Source organism: Acinetobacter sp. TUM15071 (assembly GCF_008980925.1).
Lineage (GTDB): Bacteria > Pseudomonadota > Gammaproteobacteria > Pseudomonadales > Moraxellaceae > Acinetobacter > Acinetobacter dispersus.
In genome coordinates this window covers 25,338-50,833 of record NZ_BKGB01000017.1, presented here as the reverse complement: position 1 = coordinate 50,833, position 25,496 = coordinate 25,338, and the positions used below count along the sequence as shown (strand labels likewise).

Sequence of the window (25,496 nt, the reverse complement as noted above, 5' to 3'; positions counted from 1 at the left end):
ATAAAAAGTATTATTTTAAACCATGAAATAATGGTGACGAAAAATGTCATAAACAGACAATACTGTATAGACAGAGGCATATTGCTATCGGTAAAATGCCGTAAATTTAAGCAAAAAAATCTATAAAAATGTTGAACAACATCTTTCAAGCCTTAGAGAGCCTCGGCCTTACAGCACAAAAACGTGCGATTCATATTCAATTTTCTAATCAAAATTTAAATTCGCAGGTTTTTCTGCAACGTATCGATGGTCAGCATCAACTCAATGATGGATTTAAGGCAGAACTGATTTGCTTGTCGACCAATGCCACCATTCCACTAAAGCAATTTATTGGCAGCCAAGCTGCGATAGATAGCGTGACTGATCAAGGCCAGTTGACCCGTGTCACAGGCATTATCACCCAAGCCTTACAAGGACAATCCGACGGTAGCCTAACTGTCTATAAACTGACTTTAGAAGACCCAACTGCACTGTGGAAACAACGCCGTAACAGCCGTGTGTTTATGAATAAAAGCGTGCGGGATGTAGTGGAAGTTGTCTTTAAAGAATGGCAGAGCAAAAGCCCTTTATTTGCATCGAGCCTAACGCTGGACCTAAGTGGACTCAGTCAAGACTATGATGTCCGCCCATTCATTATGCAGTCTAATGAAAGCGACTATGACTTCCTCACCCGTCTCATGCGCAGTGAAGGGATTAACTGGCTGGTTGATGAATCAAAGCTGAAAGTCGCCAGTGCTAGCGAACAGATTCAGGCCCAGAAACTTCGTTTAATTGATGACAATAGCCAGTATCAGGCCTTAGACAGAAGAACAGTTCGTTATCACCGCAGCAGTGCCACCGAACAATACGACAGTATGACTAGTCTGGTAGGGCAACGTTCATTACAACCGAGTGCAGTCCATGTACAACGCTGGCAAGCCGATGCCTTAGAACAAGTAGATGGTGCAGGTAGTGTACAGAGCACACACAAACATAGTGAACAACATGACAATGCCAGTCTGGGTTTAGAACAGGCATGGCATTTTTCACCAGCATGGATGCAAGACCTCAATGGTGAAGATGGCGCAACCCAATCCGGCAATGCACAGATCGAAAAGCTCAATCAAAACTTAGGTCAATATTACGACCTGCAATCCAAACAGTTCGTGGCTAAGAGCACCGTCCGAGATACCCATGTCGGTTACTGGTTTGAACTGGCAGAACACCCTGAGATTGACCAGCACAGTGGCGCAGACAAAGAATTCCTGATTACAGGCAAACAGTTCTATAACCAGAACAACTTACCCAAAGATCTACAGCAGCAGATTAATCAGCTACTGGCACAAAGTCATTGGCAGCTCACCCAACAAAGCGACACAGAAGAACGCCAAGCCAATCAAATCATGCTACAACGTCGTAGCATCAAAACTGTTCCTGAATACAACCCATTACAACACCGCCCAGCCGCTTCACCACAACGTGCCAAAGTAGTTGGGCCAAGCGGTGAAGAAATCCATGTAGATGAATGGGGCCGTATTAAAGTTCGTTTCCTGTTTACCCGAAATGATGATCATAGCCATGATGGTGGTGCAGGCGCTAATGACAACGACACCGATTCAGCTTGGGTCGATGTACTGACGCCTTGGGCTGGTGAAGGCTATGGGGCGCGCTTCCTGCCACGTATCGATGAAATCGTAGTTATCGACTTCTTTGATGGCAACATTGACCGTCCTTTTGTAGTGGGACGTATCCATGAAGCACATCGTAGTCCAACCAAGTTCGACAATGCAGGTAAGCTGCCAGACACCAAGAAACTGGCAGGGATCAAGTCCAAGGAATATCAGGGTGAAGGCTTTAACCAACTGCGCTTTGATGACACCACTGGACAGATCAGCGCCCAGCTCCAAAGTAGTCATGCTGCCAGCCAACTTAACTTAGGTAAACTCAGTCATCCGAAAGACAAAGCAGAAAGTGAAGATCGTGGCGAAGGTTTTGAACTACGTACTGATCAATGGGGTGCAGTACGTGCAGGCGAGGGTTTGCTGCTTTCCACGCATAAGCAGGATCAGGCCCAAGGCGAACATCTGGATGCTCAACCTGCTAAGCAACAGCTTGATGGCAATCAAAACAATGCCAAGGCACTGAGTGAAGTTGCCAAGAACCAGCAAACTGATGAAATTGAATCCGTTGAACAATTGAAAGCATTTGCAGAACAGATTGAAGCAAAAATTGCTAAATTTAATAAAGCCTTATTGCTATTAAGCTCACCTGTGGGGATCGGTCTAAGTACCAATGAGGATATTCATGTTTCCGCAGATGGACAAATCAACCAGTTTGCAGGCGACAGTATCAATCTAAGCACGCAAAAGAATCTGATTACGCATGCGCAAAACAGAATCAGTCTGTTTGCAGCCCAAGGTGGGATTAAGCAGGTGGCTGCCAAAGGTAAGTTTGAGGTTCAGGCGCAGTCAGATGGAATGGATTTACTTGCTAAGCAAGGCATTCAGATCATTTCAACTGAAGATCGTATTGAGATTACCAGTCCGAAAGAGATTGTGATTACTGCGGGTGGCTCTCAGATCAAGCTGAATGGTTCAGGTATTTTCCCAACCACAGGTGGTAAGTTTGAGGTAAAGGCAGGGCAGCATTTGTTTATGGGGGGGGCGAAAGCAAATGTGCAATTACCAACTTTGCCTGAATTCGATAATAAAAATTGGATTGCTTTAGAACATCTAGATGTAGATCGCCAACCATTTGCAAATTTGGGTTATAAAATCTTTTTTGAAAATAATCAGGTTATTGAAGGAAAATTAGATGAGCATGGTAAAGCTCATCATGACAATGTTCCAGAGAAAGCAATTAGAGTTGAGTATGAGCAACCTAAAATGGAAGAAGATAAGCCTTGGGATCAGTTTGATACAGTCATGGCAGAATTAGACAAGATTGATAAGAATAAGGGGCAATTTTAATGCCAGATTTTTTACCATCTAAGAAAGAGCTAACCAATGCTCTAGCGTGGTACACAGCCCCAGTAAATGATGCAATCAAGAAAGGGAAAGAAACTGCAGCGGATATCGCAGAGTGGCTTTGGGTTGTGTTACAAGGAGACTTTGCAGAGGATCAAACAACTGCACAAATTGTCACTGGTACAGTGATTTCAATGATCCCTTTTGTAGATCAGATTTGTGATGTTCGGGATATTTGTGCGAATGCGACAAAGATTAAAGAAGACAGTAATAATCCGTGGGCATGGATTGGGCTGATTCTAACACTGATTGGCTTATTTCCAGTATTGGGTTCATTATTTAAAGGGGTTTTCAAAGTTATTTTGGCTCCTATTAGACGCTTTATGCTTAAGCCTGCAACCAAAGGTTTAAAGTTTACGGGTGGAAATATATATAAGTTTGCTGAACCTGCGATTGAAAGTGGAATTACAGAGTTAAATAAATTTCTTGCACGCCCAGCGGTAAAAAAAGCCATTAAAAACGCAAAGATTACCAATATTTATAAAGCAACAGCGAGCAAAATTCGAGAAGTTAAAGGCATGTTGACCAAGCAGGCTTTGTTGGGCGTGTTTGATAAACTTGTAGGATATTTAAGAGATACGGTTAAATTTATTGATAAATACGCAAGTAAGGCGATTGGTGCAAAAGCACGACAAATGTTGCAAACCGTAATTGATGTCCGTAACTTGGCGAATCAAAAACTTGGCGAGTTTTTAAAACCTGTACAAGACTTTTTGGAAAGATTGGCGGTTAGAATCGAGAAAGAGAGTAATCAGGCTTTTAAAGCGACGACTAATGTTAGAAATGTGACGCAATTTAGAAGATTGGGTGATGACGAAGAACTTAAAGCATTTCGTAAGCAAAAGCCAAATTGGGTTCATCTAACTCCAGAAAATGGGCGATTACCTTTTCCGCAAGCTAGAAAAGACCCCAAAACAGCAACTACACCATTCCATCCTAGTTTAGGAAATGTGCAGCCTGCATTGAAAAATCCTAAACTAACACACCCTTTAAAAGGAAAATTTGATACTTTTGCTCAAGGTCCAAAGGGAGAGAAATTAATTAAAGCACAAATATTTAATGAAGGTGATATTTTAGTGCGTGTATTAGCGCCAGGTAGTTTTGACAATAGTATTTGCTGGATGCGTAAGTCCGAGTTTGAAAAGCTAAAAAGCCGTGAAGAGTGGCGTGATAAATTTGCAGTTTGGGCGAGTTGGAATGCTAATGGAGAATATCTTGAATATACAGTCCCTAAAGGTAAAAAGTTATATGCTTGGGAAGGTCCTGCTGCCTCACAAGAACTTGGTGAGTTTTATTTAAAAGGTGGCGGTATTCAGATTGTACTAGATCCCAATGACTTGGTTACTTCCGGACTAAGCAAGCGAAAATTGACAGGTTGGGGTTATGGTACGGACACAGAAATTGGTGATTTTTCAATGGTTGGAGTCCCTACTTTAGCCACAAATTTGGGTGATTATAGCTTAGCTGCCAAATTAGAATATAAACCGAGATAAACAAGATAGAGAAGATCATGAATTACGAAGTAAATCCTAAAGCCGCATATTTATTAGAACAATTTAGCTCGTTAGCATTTTTTGAGACTATGCGAAATAACTATGGTCTTTTTTTAGATAGTTTAGAAGAACTATTTGAAATCTATATGCATAATTTACCATATAATTTACGAAGTTTACCCTATCCAGAACAAGCAGATATTCAATGGGGGGGGACTGTTTTGCCTAATTTAAGAAATACGATGGATCGTATAGAGTCTGCATACGCAAAAATAAAAACAGGTGATTTTACTTATTTACGTTGTACTGGAGAAATACGCTCTAATGATAAAGGTTTGAGTGAGTTTTCTCCACATTGGATGGATGATTTACCTACAGATAAAGTAAAACAATGTTGGGATTACTATTCAATTGCCAAAAGCTATGCTTCAATTATTTCAAATACTTATCCAACCTATTGGAATGTTGATGAGCTTGTTATTGATTATCCTGAAGCTGATATATTTCATGAAATCAATCTAGTTTTACCTGACTCTTATCCAATTTATAGGGTAAATCCAGAAATAATAGTTAAATCTAATGAGAACGTTGGGAAAACAGGTATCTATATTTGTGAAGAAGATAGAAACAGAATTGAGTTTATGGCAACAAGTGAGGAGGAAGGTAGAGGAGTAGGAAGTGTTATAGCTACTGGAATGGATACTGAAACATTTGAGACTTTTTATGGCGATTGTACTTGGATGTTAGTTGAGCGTATTGCAGATGAAGGTGGTTCATCTGAAACAATTCAAGTAGAAAACTTAAAAGGTTTTGCCGGTCAGACTTGTCAACGAGCAGGCAATTGGTGGAGCCCTGCAAATCAATTGCAATCCCGTTATTTTGAACAGGGAGAAGTATTTCCTGAGGTTGAAAATAATAGTTGGGGAGAAACGATTTGGTATTTAGAGGTGACAAATAAGAAGTAATTTATGTATTCAAGGTTAGATTGTAAAAATAATGATAAAGTTTTGAGTAAGGTGAAACTTTACCTGAAATCAAATCTGATTGGGGGTAAGGTCTATTCGCAGTTTAATGGTGATACTTAAAAGTGATGAATGCCTAATGCTATTAATTGCGCATGATATTTATGTGATTGAACAGTTTCTAAAACTCGAACGAATATTTACCCCCTGATCATTAGGCTAATTATGTATGGGGGAATAATCGTATTACCAAATTTGAGAGGAGTCCTCCCTAATTGAGTTGGGGGATGACTTGAAATAAAATTTTTGCCAATCTTAAACTAAAAAAGCAGAGCCGAAGCTCTGCCTTTTAAGTTAATCAGTTTTAGATTTTGCTGATCAAATCACTGATTTGTTTTGCTTGTTCAGCTGCATTACCAGTATAAGTTGCAGGTGTTAACTCAGCTAGACGAGCACGTTCATCAGCTGGAACTTGAGCAAGTTCATCACCATTGACGAAGTTCACCATCATTTCACGTGTCATTGCCTGACCACGAGTCAGTGCTTTTAATTTCTCGTATGGCTTTTCAACGTTATAACGACGCATAACAGTTTGAATTGGTTCTGCAAGAACTTCTTGTGCTTGGTTTAAATCTTCATTTAAACGAGCAGCATTCAATTCAAGTTTACCAACACCTTTTAAGCAAGCATCAAAAGCAATTAAGCTTTGCGCAAAACCAACACCCATATTACGTAATACAGTAGAGTCAGTTAAGTCACGCTGCCAGCGAGAAACAGGAAGTTTTTCACCAAGGTGGCCCAATACTGCATTGGCAATACCTAAGTTACCTTCTGAGTTTTCAAAATCAATCGGGTTTACTTTGTGCGGCATGGTTGAAGAACCAACTTCGCCATCTTTTAACTTTTGTTTGAAGTAACCAAGCGAGATATAACCCCAAACGTCACGGTTAAAGTCGATCAGAATCGTATTGAAACGACGTAACGCATCAAACAATTCAGCCATATAGTCATGTGGCTCGATTTGTGTAGTGTATGGGTTGAAGCTTAGGCCTAAAGATTCAACAAATGCTTGTGCATGTGCAGCCCAATCAATTTCTGGGTATGCAGAAAGATGTGCATTGTAGTTACCTACAGCACCATTGATTTTGCCTAATAATTCAACATTTTCGAATTGCTTGATTTGACGTGCTAAACGATAAGCAACGTTTGCCATCTCTTTACCCAAGGTAGTTGGGCTAGCTGTTTGACCGTGCGTACGAGACAACATTGGTTGTTCAGCATGCGTTGTTGCCAAAGCTGAAATCGCATTGAGAAGTTGTTTCATACTTGCAACTAAAACTTCACGGCCATTTTTCAGCATAAGTGCATGAGACAAGTTATTGATGTCTTCAGAAGTACAAGCAAAGTGAATAAATTCGCCTGCATTTTGTAATTCATCAATGTTGGCAATTTTTTCTTTAAGGAAATATTCAACCGCTTTTACATCATGGTTAGTGGTGCGCTCAATTTCTTTAATGCGGTTTGCATCTTCTTCAGAGAAGTTTGAAACGATTGCATCTAAAGCTGCATTGGTTTCATTTGAAAACGGTGCAACTTCGATGATTTCTGCACGATTTGCAAGTGCTTGTAACCAACGCACTTCAACCGTGACACGAGCGTGGATTAAACCAAACTCAGACAAAAAAGGGCGTAGGGCATCGCATTTGCTAGCGTAACGTCCATCAAGTGGCGAGAGTGCGGTTAAAGCATTCATACAGATTCCTTAAAGTTTAGCTCTCCCTTGCGGAACTTTAGTCGTTCCTCAGGAGAGATTTAGAGAGGTTGTAAAACGGCATAAAAATAAATTCGTTGTAGCATCGGTCTATACCACCTGATACTGCAAACGAGCGAGAGCTTGAATATCTTGCAATAACTTGCGTTTACTAAAGATCATACTCCATGAGCTGCCACCTGACTGCTTCCATAAATGTGCCAGCTGTAGGCCTGTAAATAAGCTTGCACGAATACGGTTGGTATGATTGATGTCTTTAAATGCTTCTGCATTGCCTCGGACTAAAATACGAGGATTGATTTGTCCTGCAGTTTCGACATAGGTTTGGGCTAAATTGGCGATGATGCTTGGGTGTAAATAGTTATTATCGAAAAAAGAGAGTTGCTTTAAGATTTTTTGTTGGGCAGTTTCTATAATTTTGACATATTCAGGATTGCTATAAACTTTCTTTTCCAACTGCAACAGGGCCATTGCATAGGACATTGGCAATTTAGCAGTCGACATTTTAGGAACTCGGGATTTCGGTGCAGTATTAAAAGGCTGAGTAATACAGCCTTCTAATGTTTTTAAACCGAGTGAAATGTCTGCAAGTTGATTAAAAAAATCTAAGGTTTGAGTGGCGTTGTTAGCGGTAGGACGTATATTCAGGCTGGCTTTAATCAATAGCTCAAAATAGAAATTACCACTATCGCCAATGCTTTGCTGGCCAGCCATCGCAGTCATATGTGTTAACTGAGTTGCCTGAAAGACTGCGGCCAATGCTAGAGCACGGTTCTGTCTAACATTCAACGCTTGAGCGTGCTGAAAGGGTAACTCGACCATGCTTCGCTTCCAATTTCCTTAAATAAAATCTGGTTCAGGTGCATTGGTATGATGAATAACACCACCACCTAAGCAGACCTCTCCAGAATAGAACACCACGCTTTGTCCTGGAGTCACAGCGCGTTGCGGCTCATCAAACTCAACACGAATACCATTTTCAGTCTGTTCATCGCGATAAATTGTACACGCTTGATCTGGCTGGCGATAACGGGTTTTCGCTGTGCAGCGGAATCCAGCCGATGGAATGTCCTGTTCACCTGCAACCCAATCAATCGACTCACTCCAAAGCTGTGTACTTTGCATCAATGGATGTTCATGTCCTTGACCAATCACCAGTCGGTTATTGGCAATATCTTTATGTAATACGAACCATGCACCTTCTTGTACACCTTTCATACCACCGATACCGATACCACCACGTTGACCCAGCGTATAGTACATCAAGCCATGGTGTTCACCAACTTCTTTACCTGATTCCAAAACAATTTTTCCGGCTTGTGCAGGTAAGTATTGTTTAAGGAAGTCTGTAAAGCGGCGCTCACCAATAAAACAAATACCCGTTGAGTCTTTTTTCTTGGCTGTTGCTAAATCAAGTTGTTCTGCGATGCGACGAACTTCTGGCTTTTCAATTTCACCCACAGGAAACAGGGTTTTGTTAATTTCACGGCCATGAACTGCATGTAGGAAATAGGTTTGGTCTTTATTGTTATCAACACCGCGGAGCAATGGGGCGTAAGTTTCGCCACGTGAATTTTGTGTACTTGCACCACGACGCGCATAGTGACCTGTTGCAATAAAGTCTGCACCCAAAGTCATGGCATGATCGAGGAAGGCACGGAATTTAATTTCTTTATTACATAAGATATCTGGGTTTGGTGTGCGACCAGCAGCATATTCAGCCAAGAAGTGCTCAAAGACACGATCCCAATATTCCATTGCAAAGTTAGCTGTATGCAGCTTGATGCCAATTTTATCTGCAACGGCTTGAGCATCTGCCAAGTCTTCCAATGCTGTGCAGTAATCCGTACCATCATCTTCTTCCCAGTTTTTCATGAAAAGACCTTCAACTTGATATCCTTGTTGAAGTAATAATGCGGCAGAAACGGAGGAGTCTACACCACCAGACATACCGACGATGACACGTTGTTGCATCTAATTAAGCGTCCAAATGAGAAGTTAATGAGGGAGAGAAAGGGTGCTCATAAATAAGCGATAAAGGATATTTCTTACCAGCAAGGGCATCTGCAACAGCTTTTAAAACCAATGGACTACGTGCACGTGCTGTTTCTTGTAATTCATCCAAGTTCATCCAAACTGCACCAACAATACCTGTATCCAGTTGCGCATTTTCTTCAACTGCAGTGACATGTGCCAAGAAGCAAAAACGGTAATAAGTGCGGTCTGGAAACATTGGTGGCGTATAGGTGTAAATCCCAAGCAGATGATCAATTTCAACATGATGACCCGTTTCTTCTAAGGTCTCACGGATAGCTGCTTGAATAATGGTTTCATCGCATTCGACATGACCTGCCGGTTGATTAAACACGGTATGTACAAAGCCTTCGCTGTGTTCTTCAACAAACAGAAAACGTCCGTCTTTTTCGATAACAGTGGCGACTGTGACATGAGGTGTCCAAGCGGTCATAGAAAGCATCATGGTTTTAAAAAATGTATTCTACAAAATTTGAGAGTTTTTGGCTATGGTGAGTTTCTAGAGTAGGTTTTTGTATAGAAAATATCATCAATTTCCACTGAAATTGAAGTTAGGAACATCTAGTTCACAAAGTTTTAAAGCTAGGAGGCAGAAGATATGGATGAGATTAGAATCACACTCAATAAAAATGAAAGGGATATTAATGTAGTTCATTAATTTCTCAGAAATGCTTATTGGTCGAAGGGTATTCCAAAGACTGTTGTTCAGAGCGCGATTGAAAACTCTTTATGTGTAGGTTTGATGCGAAAAGATCAAATTATTGGTTTTGGTCGGGCAATCACAGATTATGCAACATTTGCATATCTTGCAGATATTTATGTTGAAGCACCATTTCGTGGAAAAGGTTACTCTGAGCTTATCGTCAATGCCTTGCTTGATCAGTGTGATTCAAAAGGGTTAAGAAGGATTCTTTTGGCGACTGCAGATGCTCATGGTTTGTACCGTAAGTTTGGATTCGCTAATTTGGCAAAGCCTGAAAATTTTATGGAAATAAATCAGCCAAACCTATACCAAAAATAGTTTTTTTGGGCGCAATTAAACTAATAATCTAAATGTTTCATGAATCCAAAGCACTAGCTTAAGGCTGTGAGGTTGCTCTTAGTTGTAGGAATGAAAGATGATTCAAAAGGCATATCAGCCAATTTTAAAAGATCTGATCTCAGTTTTTGCTAGAGAATTCACGACAGAGCTTGATAGTCTTTATATTTATGGAAGTGTCGCGAAAGGGAAAGCGGTTGTTGGTCAATCAGATTTAGATATATGTGTGGTTTTTAAGCATGAAATTACGAATTTGGATCAACAAATTGCTGAAATTAAAGTAAAGCTTATTACCCGCTATCCATTTATTCCAAAGATTGATGTGGATGTTGGTTATTTAAAAGATGTTTTACATGAACAAAATAGGAATCGTTGGGGAGCATGGATTAAGTTTTTTTGTGTGAATATTTATGGGAGAGATTTAACTTGTTTTTTCCAAGATATAGAGATTGATAGAAATGTAATTAGAGCAATCAATGATGGATATCATGAGGAGATACATACATATTTTGAGTTATTGGAAATAAAGGAAAAACCTCAAGCTGAATTGCTCAACTTAAAAAAATCTTTAATTAAAAGAATGATTCGCCTGCTGCCTCTAACTATGAGGCATATTGAGGAATGGCCCTTAGCTTTAAATGACACCATCGATCAAACGGTACAGGTCTATCCTCAGCAAAAAGATCGACTGTATTTCTTGTTGCAAGAGCTTGATAAACCAGCGTTAACTAATGTGATTTCTTTAAATCACTTAAGGGAGACGTATGCTTGGATAGAAGCTCATTTGCTGTAATTTTTGCTTATCCCATTACTGGTTGAAATAAATACTCTTTACCTAGGGGGATAAAATTTCACTGTTTTTGGCTACATAGAAAGGCTAATTTGCTAAAGTGAAAGAAAAATATTTGCTGCCATCCGTGTGTATTTGATGTGTTGAGAATCGAAAAGAAATTGCTTCAAAAAAACAGAATGTGCTAGTGTGTTTTTTGACCGCAAGGTAAAAATAATAATTCCGTCTAAGCGATGTATTGTTTGCTCAGGCCTTTCAATAACTTAGAAGTAGAACAGATGATGAATTAGACTCATATACAGCACACGGAGTTGAAGTATTATGCAACATATTAAAATTAAACCTGGTGTCGCTTTAGCAGAACAAGCAGAGATTGGCCATAATCGCTGGCATCCAGATATTCCATTTTTAACATCGGTAAAACCCGGAGAAGAAATTCTCATCGAAAGTCTAGATTTTCTAGATGCACAAATTAAAGATACCGATGATGTTTCTGATGTAAAAAATGTTGATCTTACTCGAGCACATCCTTTGACAGGACCTTTTTATGTTGAGGGTGCTGAGCCAGGAGATTTATTGGTGATTGATCTTTTGGATATTCAACCGATCTCAGCAGTTGGTTTTTCAGGTGTGTTTGCGAAAGAAAATGGCGGTGGCTTTTTAGCGGATTATTTCCCTGAAGCAGATAAGGCAATTTGGGATTTAAAAGGATTATTTGCAACATCACGTCATATCCCTGGTGTTCGTATTGCTGGCTTAAAACATCCTGGATTAATGGGGACGCTTCCTTCACATGAGCTTTTAAAAGAGTGGAACCATAGAGAAGCGTTATTGGTACCTAAGGGACAGGCAAATCCACCTGATCCAAGAACTGCAGTGTTACGTGGTGTGAGTGGGGCAGAGTTCGATCGAATGGCAATTGAGGCAGCCCGTACGGTACCACCACGTGAACATGGCGGTAATACCGACATTAAAGATCTTGCGGCAGGCAGTCGTATCTATTTTCCTGTGTATCAGAAAGGTGCTGGCTTCTCGATGGGTGATCTACACTTCTCACAAGGTGATGGCGAAATCGGATTCTGTGGTGCGATTGAAATGGATGGGGTAACGCGTGTTGGTTTTGACCTGATTAAAGGAGGAATGGAAAAATATAATATTGATTCGCCTATCTTTGTTCCAAGTAATGTCAGACCTAATTACGATCAGTGGCTAACCTTTGAAGGGATCAGCGTGGAAAATGGGGTAAATCATTATCTAGATGCCACGGTTGCCTATCGTCAAGCCTGTTTAAAAGCGATTAAATATCTTGAGAATTTTGGATTTACGGGATCTCAAGCCTATATGTTGCTGACCGCTGCACCTGTTGAAGGGCGTATTGGTGGCATTGTGGATATTCCCAACTGTGCTTGCACAATTTCTTTACCAACCTCGATCTTTGAGAAGAATATTTTGCCGCAAGGTGCCTTAAACGAAAATAAGTTTTGGGGACATCGTTAGTCTTGGGTGAATGCAAGATTGATCGCTAAAGAAGGATTTTAAGATGCCACTGTATGATTTTAGATGTGAACATTGTGAAGGGATTTTCGAGCAGAATGTCCCAATGGCCAGTATTGCAAGGGATAACACCTCTTGCCCATATTGCCAGCAATCCATGTTATTAAAACCGATGATTACCGGACATCAAAAGATCTCAGTCAAAAATAAATGGCGACCATCATCAAGTGCAGAGCAACTTGCGGGGCCGTTGGTTGAGGGACCTGGAACAAGAAAAAAAAGTGCTCGCACATCGGTGTTGCATAACTGCCGAGGTGTGAATTGTTCTTTATGTGAGGTTTGAGTGACTTCGCTTTGAAAGTAAGGTTGATGTGCCATCCTGTACATTTTATTGTGCTAGGGTGGCATGCATATAAGCTTGATAATCTGTCTTTAGGGATCGTATTATTCTTCTTGATGTTCATCAAGATCTAATCTTTCCCATCCATTGAAATTTCTTTCAGCCACTTGACCGTAACCAAGATCAAAAATGTCATTCAGACTCGGGTCTTTTAAAATCATTTGTTCCAAGGCAACTAAGCGAATATCATCGGGTTGTTGATTTCCAGTTAAAAACTGCCAATCACCATCGGTATCGTGAACAACACGTAAGATTGGTTGATCGTACTCTAGCCATTGTCGAGTGGTAAAAATACCGAGGTTTTTAGCTTCTCTGAACTTAAAATCAGCATTTCGGTCTAAGAGTGGTTGATCATAAATAAATTCTTCCTCAAACCCATCTTCCCAAGGCAATTTATTATTACGATCTGCCCAAACCAATTGCAAAGCGGAAAAATTGTCGTGTTGATAGTAATTTAAAGCAGCACCAAAATAATCTTCAATATTTTTAACATCTACAGGCAAAAATTGAGCACGAGTTTCTTTAAAAATTTGATCGCCATACTCTTGATTGAGAGCAATTTTTTCTCCATTTTTAATCAGATTGGCGACATCATTGATGATGGTATGTGCTAAGTCCGTTGGTAACCCAAAGCATATGATTTCAGGGTGCTGATAGCTTTCAAATAAACAGATACTATAACTAAAAGAGGGTAAATAGTCTGTCGCACTAATTCCTATAACTTGCAGTCCGTACTTTTCAATATTGAGTTTAATTGTATTAATGAGTGCATCAGGAGTAGGGCAATTATGTGGATGATCAGTGTTCATTAGATATCTCTAAAAGTTCATTATTTTTTTATTATTTATAAAGGATTGAAGAAAAGAATAACGAAGCTAGGCTTCGCTATTCTTATAATTATCCTTCACTTTGACATAGTGATGTGCTGAATAAGGTAAAAATTCCATTTCCTTTTCAGTCAGTGCACGAACTTGCTGTACTGGGCTGCCGACATAGAGATAACCGCTTTTTAGCACTTTACGTGGTGGAACAAGGCTACCTGCACCAATCATCACATCATCTTCAATGATCACGTCATCTAAAACAACGGTATTAATCCCAATCAGGACACGATTACCAATGGTGCATCCATGTAAAGTCACATGATGCCCAACCGTTACATCTTCTCCAATGACGAGTGGAGAACCATTCGGTTTAGATTGATTTTTATGGCTGACATGTAACATACAGTGATCTTGTACATTGCTATTTTTACCAATTTGAATCGAATTTACATCACCGCGAATTACAGCAAAAGGCCAGACCGAAACATTTTCTGCGAGCTGGACATCACCAATTACCACTGACATGTCATCAATGTAGCAGCTTGAATCAACGTCAGGTTTTTGGTCTAGATAAGGACGGATGTTCTTTGGCATAGTGGCTTTCGATTGGAAAATTTAGAGTAATTATAAAATAAAAAAGCATTCATGCCCAAGAGCATGAATGCTTAATCTGACTATTCTAAAAATTAGAATAAGTTGCTGAAGAACATTTTGATATGGTCAATCATACGTGCAAAGAAACCGGCTTCTTCAACAGGTTTTAATGCAACAAGCGGTTTTTCAGCAATCACTTTGCCATCAAGGCTAGCCACTAACTTACCAACCACTTGACCTTTCGCTAAAGGTGCATTCAGTTTAGGTTGAACCACAAGCTGAGTTTTGATTTTGTCTACTTGACCTTTAGGCATGGTGACATTGAAGTTTTCAGCTAGGCCGATTTGAACTTCATCTTGTTTACCAAACCATACTTTGGCTTTAGCAAGAACTTGATTAGCTGGTTGAACGTTTGCAGTTTCAAAGTTTGCAAAGCCCCACGCCAATAATGTACGCGTTTGGCTGGCACGTTCATTCATGCTTGGTGTACCAAAGATCACTGAGATCAAACGCATTGGGCCGCGTTTACTTGAGGTGGTTAAGCAGAAACCTGCTTCATTGGTATGACCTGTTTTTAAACCATCAACACTTGGATCTGTATAAAGCAAAGCATTACGGTTGCCTTGCTTAATCCCGTTGAAAGTAAATTCTTTTTCAGAATAGATTGGGTAGTATTTCGAGCTGTCTTTAATAATATGCTGAGCAAGGATCGCCATATCTTTTGCAGTTGAATAATGACCATCAGCTGGCATCCCTGTAGAGTTGATGAAATGAGTATTCACCATACCAACACGTTTTGCCTCTTGGTTCATCATGTGAGCAAAAGTACCTTCATTGCCCGCAATATGCTCAGCCATTGCTTTAGAAGCATCATTACCTGACTGGATAATAATACCGCGTAACATTTCTAAAACTGTTGCCGTACCATTTAATGGAACATACATACATGATTCAGAACTGCTACCACGACACCACGCAGATTCGTTCATGCGTACTTGTTCGTTTTCAGTCAATTCGCCCTTTAAAAGTTTCTGCTCAATGATGTAGCTTGTCATCATTTTTGTCATTGAAGCAGGTGCCAGTTTTTCATTTTCATTTTTGGCAGCGAGGATCTGTCCTGTCTCATAATCCATTAATACATAGGATTTATTATTTAGTTCTGGTGGGGCAGATAGGACAGTTGCTGCATATGAAAAGCTTGGCAAAAGGAGTAATGCAGCAAGAGCGCTTTTTTGAGTCATTCTAGGTGGTTCCAATATCTTGTATGAAGCAGACGAGCCTAGCATTTTAGGATAAAGCAAAGCCGACTTCTATGGGGGAAATCGGCTTTTTCATACAGTATTGTAACCTGAAGCTTAATTGGTCGGATTATTTCGAATAATAATTACGAACATCATCGCAAATTTGACGGTTGTCGTTATCAGAAGCTGCTTTTGCATCAGCACGCGCTTCTTTTAAAGCTTCCTGAAAATCTTTGCCTTTCACGCGTTTATTGAGCGTTTCCACAGCATTGGCATCGTTGCTCAAATAGGCTTTGACTAAATTGTCGTAGGCTTTATTAAATTTTAAATCTTTACCAATCAGACTTGGGCAAATTTCAGAAAGCACATAGATTGCAGCAAGTTCTTGCTTGGTTACGCTGTCAGACATTGGCGTGACTTCAATCTTTTCAGTTTCTGACTTTTTGTCAGCCGCAAATGCTGTTGAAGTAAGTGCACTCGAAGCGATGAGCAATGATAGACCTAGTGTTTTAAAAACATTTTTCTTCATAAGAAATCAAACTCAAAACAAGACTTAAAGAATTTGAATAACTTATAGCATAAAAGCATGTTAAAAAATGTATGTTTGCTGTAGGAACCGTGGAGAAAGTGTGGGTGAAAATATACAGAATATAAAATGCAGTTATCTTATGGAGGGCTAGTACAGTTGTCTGGATATCCTTGCTTGCACATATTTTGCTTAAAACGTAGGCTGTTTTAAGATGGGTATATCTATTTACAGGATTGTAATACGAATAAGCTGCACTGCTCGTACGATAGGGTAAGCTCGCAAGGTAAATAAAAATGCTCAAGAAAATAATAATTCTGTATGCAACAGGAGTAATAAGATGAAGCCAAAATTCACAGGCGGTGTTGATATCGCGCTTAAACTTCCACCACATCAATTCGAAGCCACCATTGCATTTTATCGTGATGTGATTGGCCTTAAACAAATTACAGACAAACTACCTGATATAGGCTTTGAACTTGGACCTGTTAAATTATGGATCGCCGCGGCACCTGAAATGAGTCAAGCTGAGCTTTGGCTTGAATTATTTACCGATAATTTTTCAGAAGCTGCTGAATATTTAAAAGCAGCAGGTGTGGTTCGTTGTGATGCAATTGAACCCTTAGCAGAGGGATTTCGAGGAGGATGGATTAGCAGTCCAGCCAACATCATTCATATGGTACGTGAACCTGATGCTTGGTAATGGTTATTCGAGCAACATCAGCACTTTTTATCAATTAGATATAGCGATGTGGTTTTAACTTATTCAATCGTTAAAACCACATCAAAATTTTAAAGGCAGATTAGCCTTCGAAATTTAAAACTTCTTCACATACTGACTTTTGCTCAGCTTTGTCTACTTCTGTCGCTGCTTCACGTGCATCTTTCAACAAAGTTTTGAACTCACCATCTTTCTGTAAACTATCTAATGATGCAGTTTTGTCAGAATAGTTGCTGAGATATGAACCAATCATTTTTTTGATATTTTGATCAAACTTGGCATTCTTACCGATTAAATTAGGACACATTTCGATAAGCACTTGTGCATTGGCGATATCATCTTTAATTAATGCATCAGCTTCTTTAATTGAAACCGCTTCATCAGCAAAAACAACTGGTGCTGTTAAAAGTGTGAAACTAACCCCGAAAACTCGAATAAAATTAGATAAATGTCTCATGGTTACGTAAATTTCTAATACTATGAAGTCATAAATATATATAATTTAAGGAATAATTCAATTGGGAAAACTGTTGAGTAATCTAAGTGTTGTTGACATTTGATTGATGCTTACAGCATGAGTTAGATCTATTTAGCCTGTGCTAATTCGTTTTATATTGCGATTATTGAGTGCTTGGTCTTTTTGGACTTGAGGGTTAAAAATTGCTGTGCCATGGTTACTAAGCTTGACAACAGCGTTATCATTGCCTAGGTTTCATGCCTTATTTGAGTTATTTCAGCTGTTCATTCAAGGCAGAGCTGAAGATGCCAGCAGATACTGTATAGAGAATTAATTTTAGTGAATATCTTAATTGCAAATGATGATGGTGTGTTCGCACCAGGACTACAAGCTTTGGCGCAAGCATTAAAGCCATTGGGTCGGGTGGTGGTGGTTGCGCCTGAAAGTGAACGAAGTGGTTATTCGAGTGCTTTAACACTAGATCGTCCACTACGTCCTATACAAATTTCTGAAGATGTTTGGGCTGTGAATGGTACGCCTGCAGACTGTGTTTATTTGTCCATGAATGGGTTATTTGATTTTGAATTTGATCTGGTGGTCAGTGGAATCAATAGTGGTGCCAATCTCGGAGATGATGTTTTATATTCTGGTACGGTAGGCGCTGCTTTTGAAGGACGATTGATGAAGCATCCTGCAATTGCGGTATCGCTAGCTGGATCAAATGTACGTGCTTATGAGCATCCACAGCATTATGCGGTCGCTGCACAATGGGTACATGACTTTATCGCAAAAGGTTTGCCTGTTTTGCCACCGCGTCATATCTTTAATATTAACATTCCTGATGTTGAGCAAATTAAAGGGGCGCAGGTCACTTATCAAGGTCGTCGTGCACAATCAAAGCCAATTAGTAGTCATGTTGATCCACGTGGTCGTCAAGTTTATTGGATTGGATTGGCTGGTGAAGCGATTACGGATCCACAAGCGGTATCTAGTGATATTCAGTCTGATTTTTTTGCAGTTTCGAATGGTTATGTCAGTATTACTCCAATTCAAATGGATGCGACGAACTATGCTGTACTGGAAAATTTACATGCCCATGTAAATGGTTAGGCGTTTGAATGTTATAACTTTGTGAATATAAGAGGTCAGAACTCGTTTTTTCTTACTTTTTTGGTACTCTTAGGCGCAAATATATTAAGGTTTTTTCGATGAGGGCGAAGATGCACTTAAACCATGTCTCGGTTTTTATATCACAGAAGATGATTAAAACAATCGTTTTGTCTATGGCGGTTGCAACAGTGACAGTGATGACAGGGTGTGCATCTAAACCGCAGGTGAATGGTGGCACACGTTCTGTGCAAGCACCGAACTACTACACCGTTCGTTCGGGTGATACTTTAAGTGCGATTTCAAATCGCTATGGTTTGAACTATTTAGATGTCGCTGCGCTGAATGATATTGCTGCGCCTTATCGAATTTATGTCAATCAATCTTTGCGCTTAAAGGGCTCAGTGGCACAGCGTACAACGTCTACGCAAGCAATGACACAAACATCTCCAATTCAGCGTCAAAGTATTAACTTGCCGACTCAGCAGCCTGTCGCACCAAAAACACAGCCTGTCATACCAAGACCTGTTGTTCCAGTCGTGCCTGTGAATCCATCAACGACCTTGGCGTCAAGTTTACGTTGGGTGAAACCATCAAATGGACCAATTATTCAAAGCTATAATATGGCGAATAATGTAAAAGGAACGCGTTACGGTGGTAATGAGGGTGATCCAATTTTTGCTGCTGCAAATGGACAGGTCGTCTATGCTGCGGATGGCTTAAAGGAATATGGCAATCTGGTCTTAGTCAAACATATTGATGGCTATATCACTGCATATGCACATAACAGTAAGATGTTGGTAAAAAGTGGTGACAATGTGACTGCTGGTCAAAAAATTGCAGAAATGGGTTCTTCAGGGGCTTCTCGAGTCATGATGGAGTTCCAAGTCCGTTTAGATGGAAAACCTGTGAACCCTGTCACGGTTTTACCAAATTAACCCTAGGATTATTAACAATATTTCAATTATTTATTAATAATCCACTAGTGCATAAATAGACTTCCTTGTATACTCAAATTAGATTGCTTTCATTAGAACAATAAGCATATTAATAAATTAAGGGTAAGAGGGAAGTCTATGCTAGATCAATTGCGTGCAATGGGGGTCTTTGCCTGTGTTGTAGAAAAGAGCTCTTTTAGTGGTGCTGCAAGAGACTTAGGAATTACAACCAGCGCGGTCAGCCAACAAATCCGTTCTTTAGAACAAGAAATGGATGTCACTTTACTTCATCGTTCAACCCGTAAACTCAGTCTTACTGAGGCTGGACAAGCATTCTTCTTAAGCTGCCAAGAAATGTTGGCTGCGGCTGAACGCGGCAAAATCCGAATTAATGAATTACGTGATGATTTGGTCGGAGATCTGCGTATCGCAACAACGCCTGAACTGGGTGCTTTACATGTCATTCCTGCGCTTTCTCATTGGATGTCAGCACATAAAGGCTTGGCAATTCATTTCGAAGCGGATCACCGTTATATTGATTTAATTGAAGAACGTATTGATATTGCGATTCGCATGAGCTTAAAAGTTGATGATCATCAACTGGCTGCTGTGCCTTTAGCGCGAGTAGATCAGGTACTGGTTGCTTCGCCAAGTTATTTAAATCAAGCACAACCAATTACACGTCCTGAAGACTTGCGTCATCATGAATTACTGCCAATCACTCTAATGCAAGGCTATCAACATTTTGCATTCCGTCATGGTATCAGTGGTGAAGTCGTAAACATTGATATGAAATCACGTTTAGGCACCAATAATGTCTTTGTAGCAAAATCCTTATGCCAGCAAGGTCATGGCATCGCACGTATTTTGTATATGGATATTCAGAAAGAATTGGTGAGTGGTTCGTTGGTTGAGGTCTTACCAGATTGGCAACTACCTGCATATACTTTGCATGCGTTGACGTCTAAACGTGAACAATACCCAATGAAAGTCCATCGTTGTATTGATGCGTTGAAACAATATTTTGCTCAGTTACCTGGTGGGCGTTCCTTACAGGGCGTAGCCTAACAAAAAAGCCATGCTCCTTAGGGAACATGGCTTTTTCTTTTATTGCTTTTTCTTTTGCTTAAGAGATTTTAAGCTTTTTGCTTCGACAGCTGTGTCATCTGAATTTTTCACTTCAGCAGCTTCTTTTTTGGCTTTCTTACGCTTCTTCTTTTTCTTTGGTTCATCATCTTCAACTGCTTCACCATCTTCGATCGCTTGCCAATACTCTAATTGTTCCATGACCGCAGCATAGATCGAGTTTTTGCTATAACGTCCTTTCTTGTCGAGGGTTCCGACAGGGCGTGCCATTAGAATCTCTAAAGCTTGATCAATGGTATCAATTGCATGGACATGGAACTGCCCAGCTTGTACCGCATCAATAACGTCTTGACGTAACATCAAGTGTTGCATGTTTTGGCGTGGAATAATCACCCCTTGTTTGCCAGTTAAGCCTTGCAGTTTACATGCATCGTAGAAGCCTTCGATCTTGGCATTGACACCACCAATTGGCTGTACCTGGCCCAACTGGTTCATCGAACCTGTAATTGCCCATGATTGATCAATTGGGATTTGGCAGATAGCAGAAATTAATGCTGAAAGTTCAGCAACGGTAGCACTATCACCATCGACCTGTCCGTAACTTTGCTCAAATGCTAAAGCTGCAGAGAAGTGGAGTATTTGTTCACGTCCGAAGTGTGCTTTTAAGAAGCTGGACATGAGTAGTACACCTTTGGCGTGTAGTGAACCCCCTAATTCAACGCTACGTTCAATGTCGAGGATATCACCGCCGCCTTGATAAACAGATGCGGTCAGACGTGAAGGTAGACCAAACTCTACATCGGCATAGTGAATCACAGAAAGCGCATTGATTTGACCTAGGCGATGTCCTGACGTTTCTATCAACTGAGTACCACGCGACAGATCCTGCCAATATAACTCACGTAAATAACCGAGACGATACTGGCGATGATGCAGTGCTTGATTTACGTGCTGATCGATAACGATCTTGTCGTCTGCTTTAAAGGCGTGATGATGGGCTTCACGAATTAAATCACCAAGTGTCGAGGCGTGTAGTGATAATGAACTTTGATCTTCGGCTTGGCGGCTAGAGTCGGTGAGTAAAGCTGCAAGTGCCGAGCGATCAAAAGGAAGTAACTTGTCAGCTTGAACATAATCAGCGATCAACTGCATATACGCTTGTTCATTACTGTCATTACGTTGTAATGTATCGGTAAAGTCGGCACGGATTTTAAAGACACTGCCTAACTCAGGTTCAAGCTCTAAAATTTCATAATAAATTTCAGGTTCTGCCAATAAAATGACTTTAATATCAAGCGGAACGGAAGCTGGTTCAATTGAAATACTCCCTGTTAAGGTGAGCATGTGTTCGAGTGATGAGAGCTTAAGTTGCCCTGATTTTAAGGCACGCTTTAAACCTTGCCATGCATAAGGCTGCTCAAGTAGCTGTTCAGCTTCAAGCATTAAAAAGCCGCCGTTGGCTTGATGTAGAGAACCTGGACGAATCAAGGTGAAATCGGTGGTAATCGTACCGTTATGGGTTAATTGTTCAACATGGCCTAATAGGTTGTAGTGCGTTGGAAAGTCTTCAAAAATGACAGGTGCACCGCTATTCGGTTTGTTGGCAATGATCACATTGGCTTGATAGCGTGAAGGAACACGGTTAAATAATGCTGGAGTAAAATCATCTTCTTCTTGTTCTAAGATCAGCTCAACATTATCAATAATGTCTTCAGCATAATGTTTTAAGAACAGTTCTAATCCGCTGACTTCTTTATTTTTATTTAAGATTGACTCAATACGCGGCATCACGACTTGTGTTGCAATATCGCGATTTAAGCTTGAAACTCGATCACGTGCATCATCTTCTAAATCACCTAGATGTAAGCCTAAACGTTCAAGCTTTTTCTCCATATAGCGGATATTGGCGTTGATTTCTGTACGCTCTTTGCTTGGGAGTGCATTTAACTCATTTTGAGTTAACTCATGATATTCATTTTCTTTGAGCTGCATTGGAATAAAGACATGTTTGTCATTACGAGAAATCAATTTTAAATTGATTTCCTCACCTTCTTTCGTGAGTTCAACTAAAGCTTGTTGTTGTACGTCCCCAGTATCTTGACGGATACGTTCGATACGATTGTGGTAGCTTTCTGCGCTAAAACGACGTTCTAACTGTTTTAAAATGATTTGCCATGCTTGTTGCAGCGCATTTTGAAATTTAGTGCCTTGTCCTGCTGGAAAGCGTAATGCAATGGGCTGTCTTGGATTTTTGAAGTTGTTAACATAGACCCAATCATTCGGTGTTGGCATAGATTTGGCATGCTGCTGCAGCAAACGCTTAATCATGGTGCGTTTACCAAGTCCAGCCGTCCCGACAGCAAAAATGTTATAACCTGAATAAGGTAAGGAGATCCCAGCTTCAACTGAGGCGCGGGCTCGATCTTGCCCTAAAAAATTATTGAGCGGTTTAATCCGTTTGGTTGAGCTTGGAATCTCAGCTAAATCTGGAATATGAGTCAGTTGATCAGCACGTAATGCTGTTTTAGTCAGTGTTGGTTGTATGTCCGTCTGCTCAAAAGCGCTAGGTAATGAATTAAGGTTTGCAGTAATAGTGTTTGTTGGTGTTAAAGATAAAGTTGTTGCCGTCATTTGATCGAGTTTTTGGGTCACTGTTGCTGTCCAACAAATTAAACTAAAGTTGAGTAATTAAAGGTATACAGTTTTAGGTCTAAAGATCAAGCGAACTTGTGTTTTTTATCGACAAAACAAAACAATGGTTGCATAAAGCAACTTGCAAGCAAGGGCAAGAAACGATTGAATAAGCACATTCACGCATGTTCATGGAAAATAATAACCAATGACAACTCAAGCCTCTAGTTGGGCATCTGCATTTAAAGCATTTTTAGATCGCCGTGCTCTAATTATGTTATTTCTTGGTTTCTCTGCGGGGATTCCAATTTTATTGATTTTTTCTAGCCTATCTTTATGGTTGGGCGAGGCTGGAATCGATAAAAGTGCGGTCACTTTCTTTAGTTGGGCTGCACTCGGTTATTCTTTTAAATTTGTTTGGGCACCTTTAATTGATGAATTACCCGTTCCATTTTTAACCAAGAGTTTAGGTCGTCGCCGCGCTTGGTTGCTGATTGCACAATGCTTAATTATCTGTGCGATCTGTATCATGGCATTTTCTGACCCATCTTTGGGGCAAAGCTATTTAATCCAGATGGCGGTTGGTGCTGTACTGTTGGGCTTCTCGGCAGCGACTCAAGATATTGTCATTGATGCTTACCGTATTGAGCTGGCCGAAACTGAAATGCAAACCGTTTTGGCTTCGACCTACAATGCAGGTTATCGTATTGGGATGATCGTTGCTGGTGCTGGTGCATTGTTTTTGGCCGCCTATTTGGGCACAGCAAAAGGTAATTACATCTACGAGGCCTGGAAATACACTTATTTGACCATGGCTGCGGTGATGGTGGTTGGGATCATCACCACTTTGTGTGTTCGTGAGCCACAAGTAAATCGTGTTTATAAGCACTATAAAACCACTGACTATTATCGCTTGGTATTTGTATTTTTTATTGCTGTTGCAACGTTTGTTATCAGTTATATTTATTCAGGCAATGTCACTGATGCAATCGCAAAGTCAGCAGGAATTAAGGACACAGCTGCATTATTTGGTTTAGAAGCACTACGCTTTTTAACGGCTACGGCAACAGCTTTACTGGTTGGTTTTGGGCTGGTTAAGACTGGTGTAGTCAATCAGCAAATGGCTAAAGAAACATGGGTTGCACCGATTCTAGATTTCTTTAAGCGTTATGGCGTTAAACTGGCATTGGTTTTATTGCTATTGATCGGTTTCTTCCGTATCTCTGATATTATTGCAGGGGTAATTTCCAATGTGTTCTATCAAGATCTAAACTTTAGTAAGGAACAGATTGCGGAAGCCGTTAAGATTTACGGCGTGCTATTTAGCTTGGTAGGTGGTTTCTTAGGTGGCTTGTTGGCACAACGCATGAACATTATGAAATTGATGTTTGTGGGTGCTGTCTTAGCCAGCTCGACCAATTTGATTTTTATCGGTTTGGTAAAATCGGGCAAGCCACTCGATCAAGTAGAAGTACAAGTTGGTGATCAGCATTATCAAGTTCAGACCGATGAGGTCGGTTATTGGAAATTACAAGTACCGAATGAAGCGTTATTAAAAGCAGATTCAGTTCAGGTGAGTACCCAATATCAAAACCAAGCCGATTCTAAAATTCAATTAGCGGTGCCGTATTTAATCAGTTCGCAACAGCCTCAGATTCAATTGTTGCCAATGAGTGGTGATGATCAACTCACACCAAAAGAGTTAAAACAAAGTTTAGTGATTAAAGGTCAGCTCGCGAATATTAAAACTGAAGATTTAGATACTGAACGTCCAGTGATCTTATCTTTAGACGGTCAGGAGTTTGTGGCTAAGGTAGATCAACAGGGCTTATTTACTGGCGTTATCGATGGCAAAATTTTGCAGGCATCGCCAAGTAAAACCATTACAGCTATGGCAAACTTAAAAAGTAATCCTACGGATCAATTGTTAGCAACGCGACAATATCGTGTGGATACTGATTCTCATGCTGATGCAGCTTTAAATGTAGATATTCAACCGATTGCTGTGATTGATCCTGCTCAGCAAGGGACCGTTGAACTTTCTGGTAAGGTGATAAAAAGCTATAGCTCTTTATGGTTATATTTAGCCATTATTGTGGATAATTTGGCTTCTGGTCTTGCTGGTGCTGCATTTATTGCCTTCTTGTCTAGCTTGACCAGCGTATCATTTACAGCGGTTCAGTATGCAATTTTCAGTTCATTAATGACTTTAACGCCTAAGTTATTAGGTGGTTATTCAGGAACAATTGTCAGCAATATCGGTTATCCGAATTTCTTTTTAATGACAACTTTAATTGGTATTCCAATTTTAATTCTCGTGGTTTGGGTTGCGAAACTTTTACGCGACCATGAAAACCAAACAACTCAACAGACAGGTGAATAA

The 25,496-nt window shown here is 40.2% G+C and carries 22 protein-coding genes; 12 read left to right on the top strand and 10 right to left on the bottom strand.

What is annotated here, in order from left to right; genetic code table 11:
• Positions 1-128: 128 nt before the first annotated feature.
• From GBI66_RS15245 to GBI66_RS15235, 3 genes are read left to right on the top strand one after another with little or no spacing between them, the layout of a single operon-like run.
• On the top strand, positions 129-2,948 hold the full coding sequence (locus tag GBI66_RS15245) for a type VI secretion system Vgr family protein (protein ID WP_151716663.1): 2,820 nt from the start codon (positions 129-131) through the stop codon (positions 2,946-2,948).
• The gene (locus tag GBI66_RS15240; RefSeq protein WP_151716662.1) at positions 2,948-4,498 is read left to right on the top strand and encodes a hypothetical protein; all 1,551 of its coding nucleotides are present in this window, start codon (positions 2,948-2,950) and stop codon (positions 4,496-4,498) included. The genes GBI66_RS15245 and GBI66_RS15240 overlap by 1 nt, the downstream gene beginning before the upstream one ends.
• A gap of 17 nt (positions 4,499-4,515) precedes the next feature.
• Positions 4,516-5,463 (top strand): hypothetical protein, encoded by a 948-nt coding sequence (locus GBI66_RS15235; RefSeq protein WP_151716661.1) that lies wholly within the window; start codon positions 4,516-4,518, stop codon positions 5,461-5,463.
• Positions 5,464-5,824: 361 nt separating this feature from the next.
• On the opposite strand, the gene purB is transcribed toward GBI66_RS15235, so the two are convergent.
• The 4 genes from purB to GBI66_RS15215 all read right to left on the bottom strand — a co-directional run bounded on the left by purB (position 5,825) and on the right by GBI66_RS15215 (position 9,698).
• Positions 5,825-7,213 (bottom strand): adenylosuccinate lyase, encoded by a 1,389-nt coding sequence (gene purB, locus GBI66_RS15230; RefSeq protein ID WP_151716660.1) that lies wholly within the window; start codon positions 7,211-7,213, stop codon positions 5,825-5,827.
• Positions 7,214-7,321: 108 nt separating this feature from the next.
• Entirely contained in the window at positions 7,322-8,053 is a 732-nt protein-coding gene (gene hflD, locus GBI66_RS15225; protein ID WP_151716659.1) for a high frequency lysogenization protein HflD, read from the bottom strand.
• Positions 8,054-8,071: 18 nt separating this feature from the next.
• Complete coding sequence (gene mnmA, locus GBI66_RS15220) at positions 8,072-9,205, bottom strand: tRNA 2-thiouridine(34) synthase MnmA (protein ID WP_005183263.1); 1,134 nt, start codon at positions 9,203-9,205, stop codon at positions 8,072-8,074.
• Positions 9,206-9,209: 4 nt separating this feature from the next.
• Complete coding sequence (locus tag GBI66_RS15215; protein ID WP_151716658.1) at positions 9,210-9,698, bottom strand: NUDIX hydrolase; 489 nt, start codon at positions 9,696-9,698, stop codon at positions 9,210-9,212.
• 255 nt (positions 9,699-9,953) lie between these two features.
• On the opposite strand from GBI66_RS15215, the gene GBI66_RS15210 reads away from it, so the two are divergent.
• From GBI66_RS15210 to GBI66_RS15195, 4 genes are all read left to right on the top strand, one after another.
• Positions 9,954-10,286, top strand: coding sequence for a GNAT family N-acetyltransferase (locus GBI66_RS15210; protein WP_228267301.1), 333 nt, complete (start codon positions 9,954-9,956; stop codon positions 10,284-10,286).
• A 97-nt stretch (positions 10,287-10,383) separates the two neighbouring features.
• On the top strand, positions 10,384-11,097 hold the full coding sequence (locus GBI66_RS15205) for a nucleotidyltransferase family protein (RefSeq protein WP_151716657.1): 714 nt from the start codon (positions 10,384-10,386) through the stop codon (positions 11,095-11,097).
• 318 nt (positions 11,098-11,415) lie between these two features.
• Positions 11,416-12,591 carry a formamidase gene (gene fmdA / locus GBI66_RS15200; RefSeq protein ID WP_151716656.1) on the top strand — a complete coding sequence of 392 codons (1,176 nt, stop codon included), beginning with the start codon at positions 11,416-11,418 and terminating at the stop codon, positions 12,589-12,591.
• A gap of 43 nt (positions 12,592-12,634) precedes the next feature.
• A complete protein-coding gene (locus tag GBI66_RS15195) occupies positions 12,635-12,931 on the top strand; it encodes an FmdB family zinc ribbon protein (RefSeq protein ID WP_151716655.1) in 297 nt (98 codons plus the stop codon).
• 101 nt (positions 12,932-13,032) lie between these two features.
• Here GBI66_RS15195 and GBI66_RS15190 read toward each other — a convergent pair whose 3' ends face one another.
• The 4 genes from GBI66_RS15190 to GBI66_RS15175 form a co-directional block, all read right to left on the bottom strand.
• A complete protein-coding gene (locus GBI66_RS15190; RefSeq protein WP_151716654.1) occupies positions 13,033-13,797 on the bottom strand; it encodes a DUF4262 domain-containing protein in 765 nt (254 codons plus the stop codon).
• A 66-nt stretch (positions 13,798-13,863) separates the two neighbouring features.
• Positions 13,864-14,406, bottom strand: coding sequence for a gamma carbonic anhydrase family protein (locus tag GBI66_RS15185; RefSeq protein ID WP_151716653.1), 543 nt, complete (start codon positions 14,404-14,406; stop codon positions 13,864-13,866).
• A gap of 92 nt (positions 14,407-14,498) precedes the next feature.
• Positions 14,499-15,647 (bottom strand): D-alanyl-D-alanine carboxypeptidase PBP5/6, encoded by a 1,149-nt coding sequence (gene dacC / locus GBI66_RS15180; protein ID WP_005183245.1) that lies wholly within the window; start codon positions 15,645-15,647, stop codon positions 14,499-14,501.
• 127 nt (positions 15,648-15,774) lie between these two features.
• A complete protein-coding gene (locus GBI66_RS15175) occupies positions 15,775-16,176 on the bottom strand; it encodes an MCR_0457 family protein (RefSeq protein ID WP_005183242.1) in 402 nt (133 codons plus the stop codon).
• A 337-nt stretch (positions 16,177-16,513) separates the two neighbouring features.
• Here GBI66_RS15175 and GBI66_RS15170 point away from each other — a divergent pair, with 337 nt between their 5' ends.
• On the top strand, positions 16,514-16,876 hold the full coding sequence (locus GBI66_RS15170) for a hypothetical protein (protein ID WP_151716652.1): 363 nt from the start codon (positions 16,514-16,516) through the stop codon (positions 16,874-16,876).
• A gap of 100 nt (positions 16,877-16,976) precedes the next feature.
• Here the strand turns inward: GBI66_RS15170 and GBI66_RS15165 are convergent, their stop codons facing one another.
• Positions 16,977-17,351 carry an MCR_0457 family protein gene (locus tag GBI66_RS15165; protein WP_005183237.1) on the bottom strand — a complete coding sequence of 125 codons (375 nt, stop codon included), beginning with the start codon at positions 17,349-17,351 and terminating at the stop codon, positions 16,977-16,979.
• A gap of 339 nt (positions 17,352-17,690) precedes the next feature.
• On the opposite strand from GBI66_RS15165, the gene surE reads away from it, so the two are divergent.
• The 3 genes from surE to GBI66_RS15150 all read left to right on the top strand — a co-directional run bounded on the left by surE (position 17,691) and on the right by GBI66_RS15150 (position 20,464).
• Positions 17,691-18,461 carry a 5'/3'-nucleotidase SurE gene (gene surE / locus GBI66_RS15160; RefSeq protein WP_005145925.1) on the top strand — a complete coding sequence of 257 codons (771 nt, stop codon included), beginning with the start codon at positions 17,691-17,693 and terminating at the stop codon, positions 18,459-18,461.
• A 110-nt stretch (positions 18,462-18,571) separates the two neighbouring features.
• The gene (locus GBI66_RS15155; RefSeq protein ID WP_151716651.1) at positions 18,572-19,396 is read left to right on the top strand and encodes a peptidoglycan DD-metalloendopeptidase family protein; all 825 of its coding nucleotides are present in this window, start codon (positions 18,572-18,574) and stop codon (positions 19,394-19,396) included.
• A 138-nt stretch (positions 19,397-19,534) separates the two neighbouring features.
• Entirely contained in the window at positions 19,535-20,464 is a 930-nt protein-coding gene (locus GBI66_RS15150) for a LysR family transcriptional regulator (RefSeq protein WP_005183230.1), read from the top strand.
• Between the two features lie 39 nt (positions 20,465-20,503).
• Here GBI66_RS15150 and GBI66_RS15145 read toward each other — a convergent pair whose 3' ends face one another.
• Positions 20,504-23,134, bottom strand: coding sequence for a Lon protease family protein (locus GBI66_RS15145; RefSeq protein ID WP_005183228.1), 2,631 nt, complete (start codon positions 23,132-23,134; stop codon positions 20,504-20,506).
• Positions 23,135-23,321: 187 nt separating this feature from the next.
• On the opposite strand from GBI66_RS15145, the gene GBI66_RS15140 reads away from it, so the two are divergent.
• Complete coding sequence (locus GBI66_RS15140; protein WP_151716650.1) at positions 23,322-25,496, top strand: MFS transporter; 2,175 nt, start codon at positions 23,322-23,324, stop codon at positions 25,494-25,496.

Bases quoted from the DNA above. Each gene is read 5' to 3' on its own strand.
- GBI66_RS15235 (WP_151716661.1), top strand. From the start codon at position 4,516: ATGAATTACGAAGTAAATCCTAAAGCCGCATATTTATTAGAACAATTT.
- GBI66_RS15150 (WP_005183230.1), top strand. From the start codon at position 19,535: ATGCTAGATCAATTGCGTGCAATGGGGGTCTTTGCCTGTGTTGTAGAA.
- GBI66_RS15245 (WP_151716663.1), top strand. From the start codon at position 129: ATGTTGAACAACATCTTTCAAGCCTTAGAGAGCCTCGGCCTTACAGCA.
- GBI66_RS15205 (WP_151716657.1), top strand. From the start codon at position 10,384: ATGATTCAAAAGGCATATCAGCCAATTTTAAAAGATCTGATCTCAGTT.
- purB (WP_151716660.1), bottom strand. From the start codon at position 7,213: ATGAATGCTTTAACCGCACTCTCGCCACTTGATGGACGTTACGCTAGC.
- GBI66_RS15215 (WP_151716658.1), bottom strand. From the start codon at position 9,698: ATGACCGCTTGGACACCTCATGTCACAGTCGCCACTGTTATCGAAAAA.
- dacC (WP_005183245.1), bottom strand. From the start codon at position 15,647: ATGACTCAAAAAAGCGCTCTTGCTGCATTACTCCTTTTGCCAAGCTTT.
- GBI66_RS15185 (WP_151716653.1), bottom strand. From the start codon at position 14,406: ATGCCAAAGAACATCCGTCCTTATCTAGACCAAAAACCTGACGTTGAT.
- fmdA (WP_151716656.1), top strand. From the start codon at position 11,416: ATGCAACATATTAAAATTAAACCTGGTGTCGCTTTAGCAGAACAAGCA.
- mnmA (WP_005183263.1), bottom strand. From the start codon at position 9,205: ATGCAACAACGTGTCATCGTCGGTATGTCTGGTGGTGTAGACTCCTCC.
- GBI66_RS15140 (WP_151716650.1), top strand. From the start codon at position 23,322: ATGACAACTCAAGCCTCTAGTTGGGCATCTGCATTTAAAGCATTTTTA.
- GBI66_RS15165 (WP_005183237.1), bottom strand. From the start codon at position 17,351: ATGAGACATTTATCTAATTTTATTCGAGTTTTCGGGGTTAGTTTCACA.
- GBI66_RS15190 (WP_151716654.1), bottom strand. From the start codon at position 13,797: ATGAACACTGATCATCCACATAATTGCCCTACTCCTGATGCACTCATT.
- GBI66_RS15240 (WP_151716662.1), top strand. From the start codon at position 2,948: ATGCCAGATTTTTTACCATCTAAGAAAGAGCTAACCAATGCTCTAGCG.
- GBI66_RS15175 (WP_005183242.1), bottom strand. From the start codon at position 16,176: ATGAAGAAAAATGTTTTTAAAACACTAGGTCTATCATTGCTCATCGCT.
- GBI66_RS15195 (WP_151716655.1), top strand. From the start codon at position 12,635: ATGCCACTGTATGATTTTAGATGTGAACATTGTGAAGGGATTTTCGAG.
- hflD (WP_151716659.1), bottom strand. From the start codon at position 8,053: ATGGTCGAGTTACCCTTTCAGCACGCTCAAGCGTTGAATGTTAGACAG.
- GBI66_RS15155 (WP_151716651.1), top strand. From the start codon at position 18,572: ATGCACTTAAACCATGTCTCGGTTTTTATATCACAGAAGATGATTAAA.
- GBI66_RS15170 (WP_151716652.1), top strand. From the start codon at position 16,514: ATGAAGCCAAAATTCACAGGCGGTGTTGATATCGCGCTTAAACTTCCA.